The following is an 18884-nucleotide window of genomic DNA, read 5'->3' as shown; positions in this document are numbered from 1 at the left end:
ATTTCTTACAATAAAATTCTAAAAATATTGTTGACAAGCTTTGAAAGCACTTTGAAATGTGTATATGTTGATAACTTGGTGTTTTTTGTTGGTAAGTTGGTTCGCAACCTGTCAAAGTATGACATCACTACGCAACATAGATGGTAAAGTATTGAAAATAAGGGATTTCATTAGTAAAAGTAAAGACAGTGAAAAATAACCAACGATTATAGTCAAGTGTGGATAACTCTGTTAATAATGTTAGTAAAAAACCTGAGTCAATAAGTTTTTTCACAAAATAAAAAAATATTTTGCTCTCAGATGTAAGAAAATATAGATGCGCTTACAAATTAGCATGAATTCAGTTCTGCAAATAATGTTTAGCTAATAGTAAGTATAAGGTTGAGGTCATGACGTTTAAAGTTAAGGATTACTATTATAAAAAGGCCAAGAAAGAGAACTTTCTTGCTCGCTCAATTTATAAATTAGAAGAGATTGATAATAAGTATAAAGTTATTAAGAAGGGTAATAATGTTCTTGATTTAGGTTATTTCCCAGGCTCGTGGATGCAGTACACGAGTAAGAAGATTGGGCCAGATGGCTTTGCTGTCGGTATCGATATCAAACCAGTCAATAAGAAACTTTTAGGGGTTAAGAATATTAAACTCTTTGAAAAGAGTATTTTTGATGTAACGACAGTAGAAGAGCTTGATTTTGATGATCGCTTTGATGTTGTTATTTCTGATATGGCCCCTAATACAACGGGTGTTCGATCAGTTGACCAGTTAAGGAGTTTAAACCTTATTGAGCAGGTTTTTCATCACTTACCTGTCTTTTTAAAGCCTGGTGGAAACTTTGTTATTAAAGTATTTGATGGCCATGAGGCGCAAGTCTTTTTAAAATCACAAAAAAACATTTTTAAAGAATTCCATTTTTTAAAGCCAAAATCGACACGATCGGTAAGTAAGGAATTCTTTGTGATTGGTAAAGGCTATAAAGGTGATCAAAAAGTATAAATTTATCTATAAGTATTTACTAATCTTGGCCCCACTTGCCTTGATTGGTTTTTTCTTTTTAGGAAAAGAAGAGAATAAAAAAGCAAAAGTTGAAAGTAAACCAAGTGTTATTAGTGATCAGCAACTAAAGCACTATCTCTCCAGTCAATTATTGGACCCGGTTGAACCATTTCAACAATCAATTCAACACAATGGCAAATTGTATAATATTGAGTACGCAACAGATAAGAAGCTTGAAAAGTTTGTTCGCTGGAGGTTGCGCTACTATCGTCCTGATAAAGCAGCTGTTGTTGTAATGGATAATAATAATGGAAATCTTTTAGTTTCCCTCGGTTTTACTAGAAAAGGGAAAGTCTTTGATTATTTACTACCATTTACTGGGACCCATCCCGCCGCCAGTGTCTTTAAGATTGTAACTAGTGCGGATCTTGTAAATAATGCTGACTTCGATATTCATGATAAATTTAAGTACCGAGGAAGAGGGACAACTCTTTATAAGTACCAGCTAAAAAATAAGAAGACACGTTGGCAGAGGTCGACTTCTTTTGATCGTGCCTTTGCATATTCAAATAATGTAATCTTTGGTAAGGCCGCCATTAACAACACAACTCCACAGGAGCTAGAGCAAATGGCGCAAAAGTTAGGCTTTAATGAAGACCTTATGAGTGAAATCGATTTAGCTCGCTCAACATTTGAAGTTCCAAAAACTGATTACGCCTTGGCCGAGATAGCGTCAGGTTTTAATAAACGCACACAGATGTCACCAGTTCATTGTGCTGTGATTTCAAGCATTGTGGCAAATGAGGGAGAGCTGACTTATCCACGTTTGGCACTGCATTTAAGTGATAATAAGAGCGAGGATGTCTGGACAAACGAAATAAGAAAAGAACGAGTTATAAATAAGAAAGTTGCTGATGAGTTATCTGAACTAATGCAGGGAACGATTAAAAGGGGTACAGCAAGAAGAACCTTTAGACGTTATATGAATCGTCGCCTTTCAAGCAAGCTTGAAATGGGAGGTAAAACAGGTTCTATTACAGGTGGATTCCCCTATGGAAAACGAGACTGGTTTACTTCTTATGCAAAACCTAAAAAGGATAATAATGACAAGGGCATCTCTGTTTGTGTTATGATTATTAACTATGAAAAGTGGTATGTTAAATCCACAAAATTAGCACAGGAAATAATCTCAAGATACTATAGAGGGCTTAAGTAAGTGAGTGAATTGATAGAAGAGAAGATTTTAAATCGTAAGAAGACATTTATTAAGATGACTCGCGATTCATTCATTATAATCATTTCACTTTTAATCTTTCGCTCAGTTTTATTTGAACCATATAGAATCCCTTCTGGGTCAATGATACCAACCTTAGAAATTGGAGATTTCATCCTTGTAAAAAAGTTTCAATATGGATTGAAAGTTCCATTTTCTGATATCGCTCTTGGAAATATTAATTTAACACCTACTTATCTCTTTCGTACTAATGAAGTTGAAAGAGGGGATATCATTGTATTCAAGTATCCAAATGACTTGAAAATAAATTACATAAAAAGAGTTATTGGCCTACCAGGTGAGACTATTGAAATTAAAAATAAGGAAGTCCTCATTAATGGTCAAAAAATGTCTGAGAAATTAATTGCTACAAAAAATAATGATAATTATGAATATTTTCAAACAACAGTTAATGATAAAGAATTTGTTGTTAAAAAGGATATGGATAATATCTATAAATTAAATTTCAAAAAAACTAAAATCCCTGAAGGCCACTATTTTGTAATGGGTGATAATCGCGACAATTCCTCAGATTCTCGTGCTTGGGGTTTTGTACCATTTGAAAATATAAGAGGTCGCGCCTTCTTTGTGTGGTTTTCGATGAAACAAGATAGTTATTCAGGACAAATGACAATAAACTTTGATCGAATCTTCAAATCAATAAATTAATTATTGTTTACCAAGTCAATTCTCGTTGCGCCGTCATTGCCTTCATCAGGTGTCCAAGTTAAGTCTTTGTGCCTTCTCATCTCATTTCTAAGCCATTTCTTAAGTGTTCCATCACCATGGCCATGGACAATGATTAGATATGGTATATGACCCATTCTTAAATCATCAATACAAGAGAAGACTTTTTGCTGAAACTCACTTAGTCTCATTCCACGACAATTAACTTCAGTTGTATAATTAATTGTTTTGAAGACATTGATTTGTACTTCTTTCTTAGGCTTTGCCTTTTTATTGCGATCAATACCTTGTTGATCAAAGAGAGAATTTTTAGGAACTGTTATTTTTTTACCATTGACCTCGACAATACAATTCTTACCCTTAATCTCAGAGACTACACATGTTGTATTTAGGCGATCGCAAAAATAGCGGTGCCCCTGTTTGATCTCTTTTGCTACGGTACGTACTTCTTCTTTCGCTTTCTTCTCGTCATGATCAGGCTTTAGCTTTTCAAACTGTTTACTTAGATGTGTAATTTCATTACTTAGGCTTTTAGCCTTAACGTCATTTAGGCCTTTAATGATTTTTCGTATCTCTTTTTCATAATTATCAAAAGCTCTTTGCTTTTCGAGAAAGAGAATACCTTCTTGAGACTTCTTTTGATTTTTTAATTCAAAGTTGAGCTGTTTATTCTCACGTAGTGTTTTATCGATTTTTTCTTGTTTCCGAGATAAATCCTGTAATAACTTTTCATATGTTACATATTTTGTATCTAACATCTTCTTAGCATTATCGAGAATTTTTGTAGGGATTGAATGTTCATGACTTAAGCGTTTGAAGATTTCAAGGGCCATTGATGAGCCAGGGGTCCCCATAGCAAGTTTATATGTCGGACAATTCTTTTCAAAGTCATAACCAACATGGGCCGAAAGGAAGTCTGGATTGTCTTGCATTTTGGTTTTTAAAAGTTGGTGGTGAGTTGAAATAAGTACATCACATCCAAGCTCATGTGTAACATAGTTAATTATAGAGTATGCAAGAGAAGATGCTTCATCTGAAGATGTTGAATTAAATATCTCATCAGCGGCAATAAGTGAGTTATTTTGAATATTTTCAAGCATACCGAGAATGACTTTAACTTCACCAGCAAAAGAACTAAGTCCCATCTCAAGATCTTGATAGTCGCTATCAAAATAGAAGATATCTGTTTTGTACTGTAATTTTGCCTTTTGTGCAGGAATGAAAAGCCCAAGTTTAAAAAATAGATGAGATATGACAATACTCTTTATACTTACTGTCTTTCCACCTGTATTAGGCCCAGAAATAATTATGCCTTTATGATTACTTTCTAGTTCAATACTATTTGTGACACACTCATCGATTAAAGGATGATAGAAGTCTGTAATGATGGTTTCACCATCAGCACTGATTTCTGGATAGCAGAAGTTTTTTGCATGTGAATAACTTGCTAATGTATTTGTATAATCAAGTGAAATATAGAAAGAATAAATATCTTTCATTACTTGAATATCATTACTAATTTGTTCAGAGTAGCCTTTACAGATCTGAGATAGTGCATAATCTATCTTGGAATTTATTTCGATTAATTCGTTGGCCATTTTTCTCGTCGATACAGGTTCGACAAAAAGTGTATTTCCAGTTGATGATCGAGCGACAATGCTTCCAAGATCACTTCGGTAAGAATCACTTCTAATAGGAATGACAAATCTTTCATTTATGATGTCAAATGTATCCATTTGTAGACGTTTAGAGATATCTTCATCTTTTAATAAAAAGTTAATCGTCTCACGTATTCTTCTTTCAAGTGATATTTGTTCCTGAATCAAAGGTGCAATAATTGGATGTTTTTCAAGGTGTACGCTTCCATCGGCATCAACAAACTTTCTAAATGGGTTGATGAATTTACTTTTTAGGCGTTGAGTTTTATTAATGAAATCTTCAAGGATTTCTCTATAGTCTCCAAAGTTAAGTGTTCGCTTAATTGGAAAAAGATTCTCAATAAGATTTGCTAAAAAGTTAAGTTGATCTATTGTTGCAACGCCGCCTTTAGAGATGTAGTTAAGCGCGTTATGATTTTCTTGATTATCTCTTAGATTGCTAAAGAATATCTCATGTAAACTTCCTATCTCATCAATCTTTTTAATTAATTCGTTTAAATTAGAAAAGTGAGAAGCTAAGGATTCAAATTCGTAAACCTTTGGGTTTTGTTCTATAATACTTTTATTGGTATCAAATTTCGCATACGTTGTAATTTCTGAAGCAATTTTACTCCAGTCAATATTACTAAGCGTTTGTGACAAAATAGTTGGATTATTCATGAATTTAAATTTCTCAGAGCTTGGACAAAATGTCGATAAAATTAACAAGCAAATTATGGAAAATGGGGAATCAACATGTCCTAAAATCCAAAAGATTTTTTCATCAGGCAAGTTGCTATTACTTCAACTTAGGCTTAGGGGAAAAAACCTTTGTATAACGATTGGCAGAGGTGGAGAATACTGTGGGGTTTGGGATACGATTCAAACTATACCTTCAGAATATCGTATCCAAAGAGATCAGTTCCTCGAGTTTTTAAGATCAAATATAAGAAATGCGAGACTCGTTAAAATAGAAGCAGATACACTTGATAAGTGTTTATCCTTTCAGTTTCTAGATAAATCTAGGCTATTGTTATTTTGGAAAGGCCGACAGCTATATTTCTCATATATTTATCAATCTAATAACAAATGGATGCACTTCTCTCCATGGATTTCACAAAAGAAACTTGAGTTTAATGAAGAGTCTGATTTTGATTTATTTGATGAAATAGGGCGTAAACAATTAGATATAAAGAATATTAAAGAATCAAAACTTGTTCTAGAGGCGAATGATGTCTTTAATAAAAAAGTTGAAACTGGTTACAATAAGAAACTACTACGTAAAAAGTCTCTTATCTCTAAAGACCTAGAGAATTGTAAGATTAGACATGAAATCGAAGAGAAATTAATTAAGGATGACTTAGATTTATCAGGTCACGTTTTTAAATATAAGAACTTCAAAGTTAAATTTGATTATAGTGCAAATTATTATCAAAAAAAGAATAGTGTTTTCACTAAGATAAAGAAATTAAAAAAAGGTGAGGAGTTTCTCACTAAGAGATTACAAGATGTGATCGAAGAATTAGAGAATAAAAAACAAACCTTTGTTCAGGAAAAAGTAAATACTCCAATATGGAAGAAAGTAGCACAAAGTAGTAATGAACCTAAAAAGTCGGATGATCATGTCATTGTAAAATGGGGCGAAATCTCAATCGCCATTGGCCTAAATACGAGAGGAAATGATTATATCAGAAGTAAATGGTCAACTAAGGGAGATATGTGGTTTCACCTAGATGGTGATAAAAGTGCACACCTAATTGCGAAAAATGCTGATACCTTTGATTTTGATACTTATAGTGTCCTTGCTTCAATGCTTGCTGAGTACAGTGAATTTGGTGCGGATCAAATACCTGTGATTTTTACTCAGGTAGAAAACTTGAAAGGAGTCAAGGGAGCACAAGGTAAGGTCATTTATAAGAAAGAAAAGCATTTAATACTTCCAAAAGTCAATTGGAAGGAAATAATTTCAACTAGTTGGTAATGCTGTATGTCCCTTTTAAAATAGCTTAAAAGGACGTTTTATGCTTAAATTTAATATTTCGCTAATTGTTGTATTACTTCTATCTGTATCTTCAGTTTTTTCAAATAACGAAAAAATTTTTGAAGACCATAAATTAAGAACCTACACACCACTAGCAGGTGAAATTAAAGATCTATTCTTTGATATTAGGGAACCTAACTTGGAAAGTTACGTTAAGTCGAATACGGCATTGGTACCGGATGATGTCTACTATCGAGTGTATTGGTCATTTCCAAATAACATACGTGTTCGAGTCGAAGGACTACCTGAGAAAGGATTTGATTTATTAAAGCAAACACTAATTGCTAAGGTTAAGCCATATGTTGAGTTGATTTTAGCTAAAGATTTAACAACTGCTTTAGAATCAAGTGTTTATAAAAAAGATACAAAAGAGTCGGCCCGATATATTAGGGTGAAATCAAAGAAAGAATTACTAGACTTATCTGTATCGTTCTATTCAAGTGGTCATATTAAATCAATTGAAACAAAGAGCCCAAACCTTATCACTACAACCGCTTTTTCATACTCTAAAAAGTCGTGGGCCAAAGGCAAGAGTGTTGTTTCTCAAATCGTTATTAGTGAAGGTCGTGGGGTGTCTTCAGTTAAAAAAGAAATTGAAATTGAATACGATAAAGTGAATACGTTTGGTCTTCCAAGTGAAATTAATACAGTCTCTTATGCCATGAATGGTGATAAGAAGATTGATCTTGGAAAAATGAATTTGAAGGTGAATAATTATCATATCAATACAGGCAAAGCTAAGAAGTTTATGGGTATTGAATAATGAGAACAATAAATATAAAGAAGAAAATAAATCTTCGGTTTGAAGAAAAAGTAATACTGCTTTCTGAAAATGATATTGAAGATAGTTTGAAATCTTATCGACCTGGTGAATGGTGCTTCTTTGAATTTAATAAAGCTAAGCACATAGGCTTTGTTAATCCAAATTCTTCTCGTAAAAAAAATATATGTGTTTATAAGTATTCACAAGATGACCCCTTATCCTTAATTAAGAACTTAATTAAAAATGCAGTTTCTTATAGAAAAGAGATTGGCTATGCTCTAGATTCGAGACTCATTTACGGAGAAGCGGACGGTCTGCCTGGTGTTATTGTCGACTCATATGAAAACTGTGCTATTTTACAAATTAACTCAGCAGGTATGGATCAGTTTCGAAATGATATAAAGGCATATCTCAATGAATTGATTGATAAAGATGTTTTACTTCTAGATAACGAAACATATCGAAAAATTGAAGAACTTCCCACTTTTAAAAAAGATGAATTACCTGAAGTTATAAGTGTGACTGAAAATGGATTCAAATATAAAATCGATCGAGAGTTGATGCAAAAAGTAGGTTACTACTACGATCATAGAGAAAATCGTCGTAAATTTGAAGAGCTAACGATAAGAACTGGGCAATCATTTAAGAAAGGCTTAGATCTGTTTACATATGTTGGTTCTTGGGGACTGCATCTACTTAGAGCAAATGTTTCAAAAGTCGATTTTGTTGATCAGGCAAATATGCAAGGTGTCGTCGATGAGCATCTCAGTCTTAATAATTTTTCGGGCAAGGGAACATTTATTAGAAGTGATGTATTTAAGTTTCTTGATGGTGCAATAAATAGCGGTAATGAATATGATATTATCGTTTGTGATCCTCCAGCATTTAGTAAGAACTATAAAGATAAGAAAGCTGCACTTAAAGGTTATGAAAAATTATATAACAAAATTTTTCAAATAATTGAAAACGGTGGCCTTCTTGCCGCTGCATCATGTACCCAAAATATTAGTATGAGTGAATTAGATCAATGTGTTCTTAAAGCTGCTAATAAAATAGGGGTAAGTGTAAAATTAATTGATACAGGTATTCAAGGGCTTGATCACCCAATATCAAATTTAGATTCAAGATCAAATTACATAAAATATTTAGCTTATAAGGTGGATAGAAATGACTGATAATTCAAGACAAAAAGTACTAAGTGTCTTAGACAGAGCAAAACGTATTGTTTATGGACAAGATGAAATGCTTGATAGCATTATCGCAGCTCTTGTTTGTGAAGGACATTTACTAATTGAAGGTATGCCTGGGCTTGGTAAAACTCTTTCTGTTTCTACAATGAGTAAGCTCTGTGATTTAACCTTTAAAAGAGTCCAATTTACACCAGACTTACTTCCATCGGACTTAGTAGGGACTATGGTCTACTCTCAACAAAAAGAAGAGTTTTCTACTAAGTTTGGCCCAATCTTTACACAACTTTTACTCGCAGATGAGATAAACCGTTCCCCTGCTAAGGTACAATCGGCTTTATTAGAGGCCATGGCAGAAAAACAAGTAACAATTGGAGATTCTACACATAAGCTATCGAGCCCATTTGTCGTTCTTGCTACGCAAAACCCGATAGAGCAAGAGGGTACATATCCTCTTCCTGAAGCACAGCTTGATCGTTTTATGATGAAGGTACAAGTGAATTATCCAGACTTTGAAGCTGAAAAATCAATTCTTGATATGGAAAAAATTAAAGATGAAATGGCTTCTATTCTTTCAACAGATGACATTCTTTCAATAAGAGATGAAGTCGAAAAAGTATATGTTGATGATAAAATGAAAGACTTAATTGTAAAGATTGTAAGAGCAACAAGACCTGGTGATCAGCACTTTTCTCCTGACTTTAAAGGGTTGGTTCAAGCAGGTGCTTCTCCACGTGCAGCAATTTGGCTACACAAGCTTGGAAGATTTAATGCCTTTATGGCCCAAAGAGACTACGTTTCACCAGATGATATTATGAAAGTTGTTGCCTCTGTCCTAGGGCATAGAATTATTCTTACTTATGAAGCCACTATTGATGGCCAAAACGCAAGGGATATTGCAGTTAAGATCGCACAAAAGATGATTTAATATGAAATCAGTTGAAGTACATAAAATTGTCCAAGGAATGAAGAATAGTCTTTTTAAAAGGGCCAATTCTTTTTCTATTGGAATGCTTAAGTCTCACTTTAGAGGCACGGGGCTTAAGTTTAAAGAACATCAAGTATATGTTCATGGTGATGATGTACGTTTTATAGACTGGAAGATGGTGGCAAAAACGAATACACCATATATTAAGACATTTGAAGAAGAAAGAAATGTTGAAATAACAATATTATTAGATTGTAGTCCCGGAATGGTAATTGGTCATAATGGCGTCTCTAAAATACAGGCGGCTTTTGAAATTATCAGTCTTTTATACTTACTTTCAGAAAAAACACATGACTATATTGAAACAATAATTTGTTTAAACGATAAGGTTGTAAGAGTTCAAAAGAAAAGAGGAGAAGCGGGCCTCGTCGCATTTGTCGACAGCTTGAGAAAATCTAAAGTTATTGATGAAAATGGTGAGGTAAATACAGAGTTCCTCGTAAATCAAAAAGAAAGAAATTTCGCAAAATTCGATAAAGAGCTAGTAAGAGAGTTTTATAAAAAAAGAGAGGTCGTTATATTAAGTGACTTCTATGAATTTCTTTCTCCTGAGACCTTAAAAAGGTTAACGGTTAGAAGACATGTTCATGCCTTCAGGCTGTTAACTCCCTTAGATACTTCTGATGAGTTTAAATTTACTCTAGTTGGACGAATCGCAGGAAAGGGGAGTGGACGAGTTAATACTCGTTTTAAAGGGAAAAATGAAAAACTAGATTATGATTTTCGTTTGAAAGATATTGATGTTAGTGATCGTTATTTAGATGTTTTTGTAAAGGAGATGCTATGAGGTTTCTTTTACTTATTATTTCTATTCTGTCTCTGTCTACGTTTGCACTTGATACAAAGCTAACACTTGAGCTTATCGATAAAGAGAATTCATGGGATGTTGGAGAAATAAAAGACTTTAAAATCATGCTACATCCAATTAGTGAAGTAAGTGATCAGGATATAAAAAAATCATTACTTTCTAGAAACTTTGTGGACATGATTAAAATCCTAAAAATAAAGAAGCAATTTATTTTAAAAGAAAACCCAGAGTATTATATTGTTGAAGCTAGAGGTGTGCTAATAAGCGAACCTAAGCCTAACTTTCCAAAGATTTGGGATTATCGCGGTATGGCAGTCGCTGTGGATTATTCTGCTATATCATTTTCTAATACTCCGGTTTCAAGACAGGACTTCTTTGTTTTTGATAAGAGTGTACCTGGCCAGTTAAGTCCTTTAATGATTCTGCTAATTTCTATAACGGCAATTGTTGTTCTTATTTTAATCTATATATTCTTTCGTAAGATTCAAACAAAGAATGCTCAAAAGAAACATTGGCAGAATATTGTCGATGAATTTAAAAAGGTATCAGATCGTAAAGGTCACGAGTATATATACTCAAATCGTCATAAGTTTTATGAAATATTTTCTAATAAAGATGCTTATGTCGAATATTTAAACTTAACTAATAAAGTCCAATATAAGAAGGATTGGGATCAGAGCGATTTAATAGCATTAGAGGAGGCACATCGTAAGGCCAAGGAGAATATTGTTGTTAGATAGTTACGTGTTTCAAAATAAATATTTATTTATTGCTGGTCTAGTAGGACTACTTTTTTGGACCTTAGACTTCTTCAGTGTCATGAGAAAAGGGGAGTTAATTCTACCTCCGAAATATCGTACGCAAAATGCCTTCTCAATTATGCGAGGAATCCTATTTGTTTTTGGTGTCATCTCTTGGCTTCTTATTAGCTTCGCTCTAATGGGGCCAAAAACCCCGATGGGTAAGAGTAATGTGAAAAAAGAAATTAATGACATCTATTTTGTTGTGGATGTTTCACGTTCGATGCTCGCAGAAGACTTTCCTCCAAATCGCCTGGAAGCAGCTAAGGAACAGATACGAAAGTTCGTTGAGCTCTCGCCAGTAGATCGAATTGGAATTATTATGTTTGGAGATAAGGTCTTTACTCTAATTCCTGTTACAACTGACTTAAAGCTTGTGGAGCAATCAATAGAACAAATTAAAATTGGTTTTTTAGGTTCTGGTACAAATATTGGAGACGCTTTAGGTCTGGCACTTGCAAGATCTGAGACGAGTATAGCGGCGAATAAGTCAATTGTTCTTCTAACAGACGGTAGTGCTAATGCTGGTCTAATGTCACCTATGCAGGCCGCTGAAAAAGCAAAAGAGCTTGGAATTAAGATCTATACAATTGGTATTGGTGGTGATCCTAATGCAAAACTACCTGTTGGTAGAGATGCATATGGACGAAAACGTTATCAAAATATGCCAGGCCAAAGCATGGACTTTGAAACTCTTCGCAAGATTGCACAAGAGTCTGGTGGAAAAGACTTTGTGGCATCAGACAATGACTCTCTTAATGAAGTTTTATCTGAAATTAATAAGCTTGAAAGGAAAGGCCTCGAAATTAAAGGACGAATAATCTATAAAGAGGACTACTATAAATATCTGATGGCCGGATTCTTCTTATTAGTTTTTGTTGAAACCATTCGACGTATTGGATATAGGGAAGTTGCGTAATGGAATTTGTTAATATTAAATTATTAGTGATTTCAGTTGTGGTTGTAGCAATTTTTTCATTGATTTCACTACGAATTAGAAATAAGTTTTCTAAACTAGTGCAGTCTATTTGGTCATTGAAAATCAAGAAAAGACAAAAAATTTCAATTATTTTCTATTTCTTATCATTTTTTATTTTTGCTTTTGCTGTAGGAGATCTTAGAGGTCCTGAAGAAGTCGTTGAATCTAATATACCAAATCAACGAACACTCATACTTATTGATAATTCTATGAGTATGCTTGTAGAGGATGTAAGGCCGAATCGAATTTCTAAGGCAGCTATTATTGCAAAACATTTTGTTAAGAATGCCTTTGGCCACCAAGTATCATTGAGTATATTCTCTGATATTCAAAGAAAAATTGTTCCATTTACTGATGATTTAGACATACTTGAGTCGCGTCTAGAAACAATGTTGTCGGCAGCACCAGATGGGGGCTCAAATGTTAGTTTAGCTCTAAAGGAAGCATTTCAATACTTTAAAACTTCTAATGGGTACACAAAGGGAAATATCCTCTTAATTACTGATGGAGAAGAACATGGAAGCATTGATGTCGAAATCCCTGAAGAAATTAGTCTTGGAATTGTAGGTGTCGGAACACCGGATGGTGGTAAAATTCCTGTTCGTGATAAGCGTGGAAACTTTAGACGATATAAAAAACATAACAATGTTGAAATCGTATCAAAATTAAATAAAACTTTCTTTGAGGATTTAGTAGAGAAATCAAAGTATTCAAAAGTATGGTTTATCGAATCATACAGTTTACCAACTCAAGAGATATTGGACTTTTTTAAAAATGTACATTTAAATGCCTTTTCTAAAGGAAGTTTCAGATCTCGTCCTGTATTGGGGTATTGGATTATTATTAGCGCTATTATCTCATACGTTATCTTCGTGATACTAAGTCGCTTTAAAATGTTTAATGCAATGACAGCAATCTTCATAATGTTAATTGTTGTTGGCCCGAAAGATAAAGCGTTTGCAAATCAAGAAGATCTAGCAGCGCAGCCGAACCCCTATCAAGATGAGCTAGTTGAAAAAATGCGTAGAGGAGAAATTACTCATAACGAAAAGTTAAAGCTAGCAGAACTATATTTAAAGCAGAAGAATGGTCAAGAGCAGTCCGTAGAAATTTATAGTGAAACATTAAGTAATTATGAGAATGAGAAGGATGAAGACCTTTTTAACTACGCTACAGCTTTACTCAAAAACAATCGACTCGAGGACTCTTTAAACTTATTTGATTATATAAGTACACGTACTCAAAACAATGATTTAAAAAAGAAAATTACTGAGCAAATTAAGTTGGCCTTGAAGAAACAAGAACAAAAGAAGAAACAAGATAAGAAAAACAAGAAAGATAAAAAGAACAAGGATCAAAAAGATAAGAATAAGGATCAGAATAAAGACAATAACGGGAACTCTGAGCAGAAGAAAAAGCAGGGGCAAAATAAAGACGATAAAGGTCAAGAGAAGAAAAAAAAGAAGTCTGGTCAAGGTAAAGAGGATCAAGAAAAAAAGCAGCAGAGTCAAAAGAAAGATTCTAAAAATGGTAATAAAAAAGAACAAAAAACTAAGCAGCAGCAATGGAAGCAGATTGAGAGTCAGGCAAAACGTAAAAAGAAGATGCGTAAGGCCAATGGTGTTTTTAAGCAAATTATGAATGATGACGCTCAGTTGCAACAGAAATTTATAGATACTTCATCTGAAGGTGATAATAATCGTAAGGACTGGTAATGATAAAATGGATTTTAATTTCACTTCTTGGTTTATCTACTTTTGCACAAACAATTACAGCAAAAGTAAATTCAAGTCAGGTAGCATTAGAAGATTCCTTCAAGTTAACGATTTCTTTTGAAAGTCAAAGTAATGTTGAGCCATATGTAAGTTTCAAACTTAATAATGGAGAGATAATTTCTGATAACACTAATGATGCAAGCCGTATGATGGTTAAGGGGATTTTTGCTGGCGGTAAAATGATCCAGAAGAAGATCTATAATTATGTCTACGAAATAAGAGCGAGAAAGCCTGGTACTACTGTTGTAAAAGATATTGAAGTCGACTTAGGTGGAAGCGTTGTAAAGCATCGCTCACTCTCTGTACGAATTTTAAGGCAAAGAGCGGCCCTACAAGATTATTTTGTTAGAGCGGAGGTTGATAAGTCACAAGCCTATGTTGGTGAGCGCATTGATTTAAATTACTATGTATATTTTAAGGGTGAGATTACAAACCCTGAATTTGTAAAGTTCCCAGTACAAAAAGGTTTTTTAAAGAGATTCGAATTACCTCGCACTAATGTAGAAAGAGTCAGTATACAAGGTGAAGTATATAAAAGGTTACTAGTCTATAAGTCAGTATTGTATCCAGAAAAAACAGGTGATCTTTCAATTGATCCAATTGAGTTAAGAATTCAATATCCTGATTATAAAAGTAGAAGAAGAAATGCTTTTGGAATGTCATTTTCTTTTTCAAGCGCAACTTATAAAACAAAGGTTATACGAAGTGATCGCGTTAAAATTAAATCGATCCCAATACCTACAGAAAATATGCCAAAATCATTTACTGGCCTTGTTGGACAACATCGCTTTGAACTGAGCTTTAATAAGTCTAAGGTTGTTGTAAATGATGTTTTAGAGGCTAGGTTAAACGTTGTCGGTGACGGTGCGTTGGAGAAATTTGAAGCACCTCGTTTAATTAGCTCAGATGCTTTTGAAGTATTTGAGGCCCGTGCAGAAATGATTGAGAAAACACCTCTTGATAAGAATAAACGTTTTGATTACACATATCTTGCAAAATATTCCGAAGATATTCCAAAAAACTCATTGGAATTATCTATTTTTAATCCACTAACACATCAATTTGAAACGACGAAGTTAGAAATTGATGCTCTTTCTATTATTGGTTCGGGAACATCTTCTTCAAATATTTCTTCAAAAGAAGCTACAACTGTAGCCAAAGAAGCAAAAGAAAATATTAGAAGCACTGTCGAAAAGAATATTCAACAAAATGTTATGGCACCTGTCTTTAAACCATCACAAAAACGCAACATTTGGACAATTATAAATTATTCACTCGGTGCGATTGCTGTGTTTATACTTGCCTTAACCGCTTTTCCATATATTAGATTATTTAAGAGAGATCCTCTTAATGATCTTAAGAAAAACTTTGTTTATTCTCAAATCTTTCACTATATCTGTACCTATTCAAATAATAAGTCAGGTGATAGTCTGGGAGATAAGATTGAAAACTCAAACTTAAGCAGTGAAGCTCGTACTTATTTTAGTAATTTAGTTGAGAACGCAAGTAAAAACGAATACAAGGGTGCAAAGCTTCCATTGAAGTTCGAAAAGAAATATTGGAACGAACTAATAAGAGAATCAAATGAAAGTAATTAAATCTTTGAATGAGTTAAATGAACTCGACTATGCTGTCACTATTGGTAATTTTGACGGTGTCCACTGTGGCCATCAGAAAGTTATAAGAAATATTAAGGACGAGTGCGAAAACTCCAACTTAAAATTAGTTGTTGTTACATTCACACCTCACCCAATTCAGATCCTAAATCCCAAGGAGCATTATCTAATTAATAGTTATTCAGAAAGGCGTGAACTTTTATCTGAATTAGGAATTGATTATTTATTTGAAATTGAATTTAATCGAGATATTTCTCTAATGCCACCAAAGGACTTTTTGGATGAGTTTATTTTTAATGCAAAGGCCCCTGCTAAGTTTTATCTTGGACACGATTTTGCATTTGGTGCACAAAAAAAGGGTAATCATAGTTTTGTAAAAAAATACTGTGAAGATATTAATACAGAAGTGATAGTTTTGTGCTCTTTTGATGTTGAGGGGGGAAAGGTCTCAAGTACAATTGTAAGAGAGGCCCTTGCTGATGGAGATGTTGAATCAGTTAGAAAGTATCTAAAACGCGACTATTTTATAAGAGGACGCGTCATTAAAGGTGCTGGACGAGGACGTCAAATCGGCATTCCTACAGCTAATCTCGATCTTGATAGATATCGTCGATATCCAAAAAACGGTGTCTATATAACAAAGACAAAATTTGGTGAGTCAACTTGGTATTCCGTTACTAATATTGGTCATAATCCAACTTTTACTGATGGTATGGGGGTTTTTGTCGAAACTCATATCCTTGACTTTGATAATGATATTTATGGTAACGAGATCGAGGTATCTTTTATTAAAAGGCTTCGCGATGAAAAGAAGTTTGATTCTGTTAACGATCTCATTGAGCAAATTAATTTAGATGTTGATAAAACAAGAGAATATTTCAATGATTAAACTCGCTCTCTTAGGAAAAAGTATTCATCATTCTAAATCTCCGGATATTTATGCTGAACTTTTTAATAATGAAGTCGAATATACTCTTCTCGATATAGCAAAGCCTCAATCAATTCCTTCTCTTGATGAAATTTTTAAAGAGCAGATGGGCCTATCTATTACTGCACCCTATAAAACTCATTTCATTAATACTGTGGAAATGGATAATACCGTTAGAAAGATTGGCGGTATAAATTGCATTAAAAAAGAAGGAAGTCAGTATATTGCTACAAATACTGACTATTTAGCGGCAAAAGAAATTTTTTTAAGAGAAAACTATAATGAGAGAGAAGTTGTTGTTCTTGGAAGTGGAACAATGGCAAAGATGTTTAATGTTTTATTTGATGAATTAAATATAGATTATGTTCAGTACTCTAGAAGTGTTGATGGAAACTTGAATGATATCAATTTTGAACAAGAGTTTAACCTCGATAAATTGTTGATAATTAATTGTTGTGCACGAGCATTTCATTTTAATTTATCATTATCAAAAAATACTATTTTCTGGGATATGAATTATAAACATTCATTCCATGAGTCTTCCCTGACAAATAAACTCACTTATATTGATGGAAGTGAACTTCTTTACCTACAGGCAGTGGCCGCAAAAAAATTTTGGAACTTTACGTTATAATATAAACAAATAGTTAATAATTATTTGTTTGTAAGTAGTTAATTTTCAAAGAAATTTATACTGGGTAAAGTAAAGTGATAAGAAAAGAATTCCTCGAAGTTATTGCAAAAACTGGAATGGTTCCAAGAAAAGACTTGGTTCCTCTTTCAGCAAATAAGAATCCTGGCGTTGTTTCTGAGTTAGATTTATTAAAGTTTAACTTCTTTGATGATGTGAAGTTTGCAAAGGCCGTTGCAGAAAATAGTGGCCTTACATATGTTGACCTTTCAGAGACGAAGGTTCCGGACTCAACTCTTCAAATGATTAAGAAGGGTGTTGCAACAAAGTATAGAATTGTTCCTTTAAAAAGACAGGCCGGCTCTCTTGTTGTTGCTATTTTTGATCCTTCATTAATAGAAGTTAGAGCAGAAATTCAAAAAGATATTCAATCCAATGTCGAGTTTGTCCTTACCTCATTATCAGCATGGAAAGCTCTTTACCAAAATATTACCGCATCAATTGATGAAATTCTTGAAACAGTTAGAGAAGTTAGGGCCGATCAAGCTCAAGGTGATGAGAATGTTAAAGAAGAAGATATTGGTGAAGATGTAATTTCATTTGTTAATAAGATCTTAGCAGAGGCATATCTTAAAAAGGTTTCAGACATTCACGTAGAGCCTTATGAGAATAATTTTAGAATTAGATTCCGTCTTGATGGTTCTCTAATTGAATACGCACAGCCTCCAAAGTCGATGCTTATGCCACTGGTTTCAAGAATGAAAATTCTAAGTCAGTTAGATATTTCTGAAAGAAGAATTCCTCAAGATGGACGTATTAAATTAGAGATCGATGGGAACCCAATCGATTATCGTGTTTCAACGCTTCCAACTTTATTTGGAGAGAAAGTTGTAATGCGACTTCTCGATCAATCAAACCTTCAGCTTGATATGACAAAACTCGGATTTGAGCCAAAGCAATTAGAAGTTTTTCTTGAGGGGATTAGGCAGCCATATGGGATGTGTTTAGTAACAGGGCCAACTGGTTCAGGTAAGACAACAACTCTTTATTCGGCACTATCAGAACTTAATAGTATTGAGAAAAATATTTCAACAGCTGAAGATCCTTGTGAGTTCAACTTAGAGGGGATTAATCAGGTTAACGTTCGAAAAGATATCGGTTTAGACTTTGCTAGAGCTCTTAAGGCCTTCCTTAGACAAGACCCTGACATTATCATGGTTGGGGAGATTCGAGATGAAGAAGTTGGTGAGATTGCTATTGAAGCAGCACTAACTGGGCACATGGTTCTTTCTACTCTACACACAAACGATGCACCATCTACTGTTACAAGACTTTTAAATATGGGACTTGAGCCTTTTCTTATTACAGGCTCATTGAATGTGGTTGTTGCCCAAAGACTTTGTCGAAAGATTTGTGAAAATTGCAAAGCTGTTGATGAATCAGTCGGCGTTGAAGAAATTATAGCCTGTGGTGTTACCCCGAACTCTGCAAAGAATTTAAAAGTCTACAAAGGTAAAGGCTGTGAGTTCTGTGATGGTAGTGGATATAAGGGGCGTGTCGCAATATATGAAGTCTTAGAAATGACTCCTGGTGCACGTGAGCTAGTTTTAAAAAACTGTTCATCTGATGACTTAAAAAAACAGGCCATTGCTGACGGTATGAAAACACTTCGAATGTCGGCTCTCACTAAAGTTGCTGAGGGTGTTACGACATTGGAAGAAGCAGTTAAAAACTCAAGTATCGATAAACTATAGTAGGAACTACAGGAACCAAAAG

At 33.8% G+C, this 18884-nt stretch carries 16 protein-coding genes; 15 read left to right on the top strand and 1 reads right to left on the bottom strand.

Annotation, left to right across the window (positions count from 1 at the left end):
• The first annotated feature begins 389 nt into the window (after positions 1 to 389).
• From VCM44_RS00570 to lepB, 3 genes are read left to right on the top strand one after another with little or no spacing between them, the layout of a single operon-like run.
• Positions 390 to 995 (top strand): SAM-dependent methyltransferase, encoded by a 606-nt coding sequence (locus VCM44_RS00570; RefSeq protein WP_114706115.1) that lies wholly within the window; start codon positions 390 to 392, stop codon positions 993 to 995.
• Complete coding sequence (locus VCM44_RS00565) at positions 979 to 2211, top strand: penicillin-binding transpeptidase domain-containing protein (RefSeq protein WP_114706116.1); 1233 nt, start codon at positions 979 to 981, stop codon at positions 2209 to 2211. Before VCM44_RS00570 ends, VCM44_RS00565 begins: the two co-directional genes overlap by 17 nt.
• Positions 2212 to 2937 carry a signal peptidase I gene (gene lepB / locus VCM44_RS00560; RefSeq protein ID WP_114706117.1) on the top strand — a complete coding sequence of 242 codons (726 nt, stop codon included), beginning with the start codon at positions 2212 to 2214 and terminating at the stop codon, positions 2935 to 2937.
• Here lepB and VCM44_RS00555 read toward each other — a convergent pair.
• Positions 2934 to 5273 (bottom strand): endonuclease MutS2, encoded by a 2340-nt coding sequence (locus VCM44_RS00555; RefSeq protein ID WP_334677752.1) that lies wholly within the window; start codon positions 5271 to 5273, stop codon positions 2934 to 2936. The two genes, lepB and VCM44_RS00555, sit on opposite strands and share 4 nt — an antisense overlap.
• On the opposite strand from VCM44_RS00555, the gene VCM44_RS00550 reads away from it, so the two are divergent.
• The 12 genes from VCM44_RS00550 to VCM44_RS00495 all read left to right on the top strand — a co-directional run bounded on the left by VCM44_RS00550 (position 5272) and on the right by VCM44_RS00495 (position 18862).
• A complete protein-coding gene (locus tag VCM44_RS00550) occupies positions 5272 to 6573 on the top strand; it encodes a hypothetical protein (RefSeq protein ID WP_334677750.1) in 1302 nt (433 codons plus the stop codon). The genes VCM44_RS00555 and VCM44_RS00550 overlap by 2 nt on opposite strands.
• 40 nt (positions 6574 to 6613) lie before the next feature.
• Entirely contained in the window at positions 6614 to 7396 is a 783-nt protein-coding gene (locus VCM44_RS00545) for a hypothetical protein (RefSeq protein ID WP_334677749.1), read from the top strand.
• Positions 7396 to 8571 carry a class I SAM-dependent rRNA methyltransferase gene (locus VCM44_RS00540; protein WP_334677748.1) on the top strand — a complete coding sequence of 392 codons (1176 nt, stop codon included), beginning with the start codon at positions 7396 to 7398 and terminating at the stop codon, positions 8569 to 8571. The genes VCM44_RS00545 and VCM44_RS00540 overlap by 1 nt, the downstream gene beginning before the upstream one ends.
• On the top strand, positions 8564 to 9511 hold the full coding sequence (locus VCM44_RS00535) for an AAA family ATPase (protein WP_114706122.1): 948 nt from the start codon (positions 8564 to 8566) through the stop codon (positions 9509 to 9511). The genes VCM44_RS00540 and VCM44_RS00535 overlap by 8 nt, the downstream gene beginning before the upstream one ends.
• A gap of 1 nt (position 9512) precedes the next feature.
• Positions 9513 to 10358 carry a DUF58 domain-containing protein gene (locus VCM44_RS00530; RefSeq protein WP_334677747.1) on the top strand — a complete coding sequence of 282 codons (846 nt, stop codon included), beginning with the start codon at positions 9513 to 9515 and terminating at the stop codon, positions 10356 to 10358.
• The gene (locus tag VCM44_RS00525) at positions 10355 to 11119 is read left to right on the top strand and encodes a hypothetical protein (protein ID WP_334677746.1); all 765 of its coding nucleotides are present in this window, start codon (positions 10355 to 10357) and stop codon (positions 11117 to 11119) included. Before VCM44_RS00530 ends, VCM44_RS00525 begins: the two co-directional genes overlap by 4 nt.
• Positions 11109 to 12098: a VWA domain-containing protein gene (locus VCM44_RS00520; protein ID WP_334677745.1), complete on the top strand. Its 990-nt coding sequence runs from the start codon at positions 11109 to 11111 to the stop codon at positions 12096 to 12098. Before VCM44_RS00525 ends, VCM44_RS00520 begins: the two co-directional genes overlap by 11 nt.
• Positions 12098 to 13873 (top strand): VWA domain-containing protein, encoded by a 1776-nt coding sequence (locus tag VCM44_RS00515; protein ID WP_334677744.1) that lies wholly within the window; start codon positions 12098 to 12100, stop codon positions 13871 to 13873. The genes VCM44_RS00520 and VCM44_RS00515 overlap by 1 nt, the downstream gene beginning before the upstream one ends.
• On the top strand, positions 13873 to 15531 hold the full coding sequence (locus tag VCM44_RS00510; RefSeq protein ID WP_114706127.1) for a BatD family protein: 1659 nt from the start codon (positions 13873 to 13875) through the stop codon (positions 15529 to 15531). The genes VCM44_RS00515 and VCM44_RS00510 overlap by 1 nt, the downstream gene beginning before the upstream one ends.
• Entirely contained in the window at positions 15518 to 16438 is a 921-nt protein-coding gene (locus tag VCM44_RS00505) for a bifunctional riboflavin kinase/FAD synthetase (protein WP_114706128.1), read from the top strand. The genes VCM44_RS00510 and VCM44_RS00505 overlap by 14 nt, the downstream gene beginning before the upstream one ends.
• Positions 16431 to 17111 carry a hypothetical protein gene (locus VCM44_RS00500; protein WP_334677743.1) on the top strand — a complete coding sequence of 227 codons (681 nt, stop codon included), beginning with the start codon at positions 16431 to 16433 and terminating at the stop codon, positions 17109 to 17111. The genes VCM44_RS00505 and VCM44_RS00500 overlap by 8 nt, the downstream gene beginning before the upstream one ends.
• 74 nt (positions 17112 to 17185) lie before the next feature.
• A complete protein-coding gene (locus VCM44_RS00495; protein ID WP_199506614.1) occupies positions 17186 to 18862 on the top strand; it encodes a GspE/PulE family protein in 1677 nt (558 codons plus the stop codon).
• Positions 18863 to 18884: the final 22 nt, after the last annotated feature.

This window comes from Halobacteriovorax sp. DPLXC-1 (genome assembly GCF_036903125.1).
GTDB lineage: Bacteria > Bdellovibrionota > Bacteriovoracia > Bacteriovoracales > Bacteriovoracaceae > Halobacteriovorax_A > Halobacteriovorax_A vibrionivorans.
The sequence above is the reverse complement of the archived record's forward strand: the minus strand, read 5'-3'. Positions and strand labels throughout refer to the sequence as shown.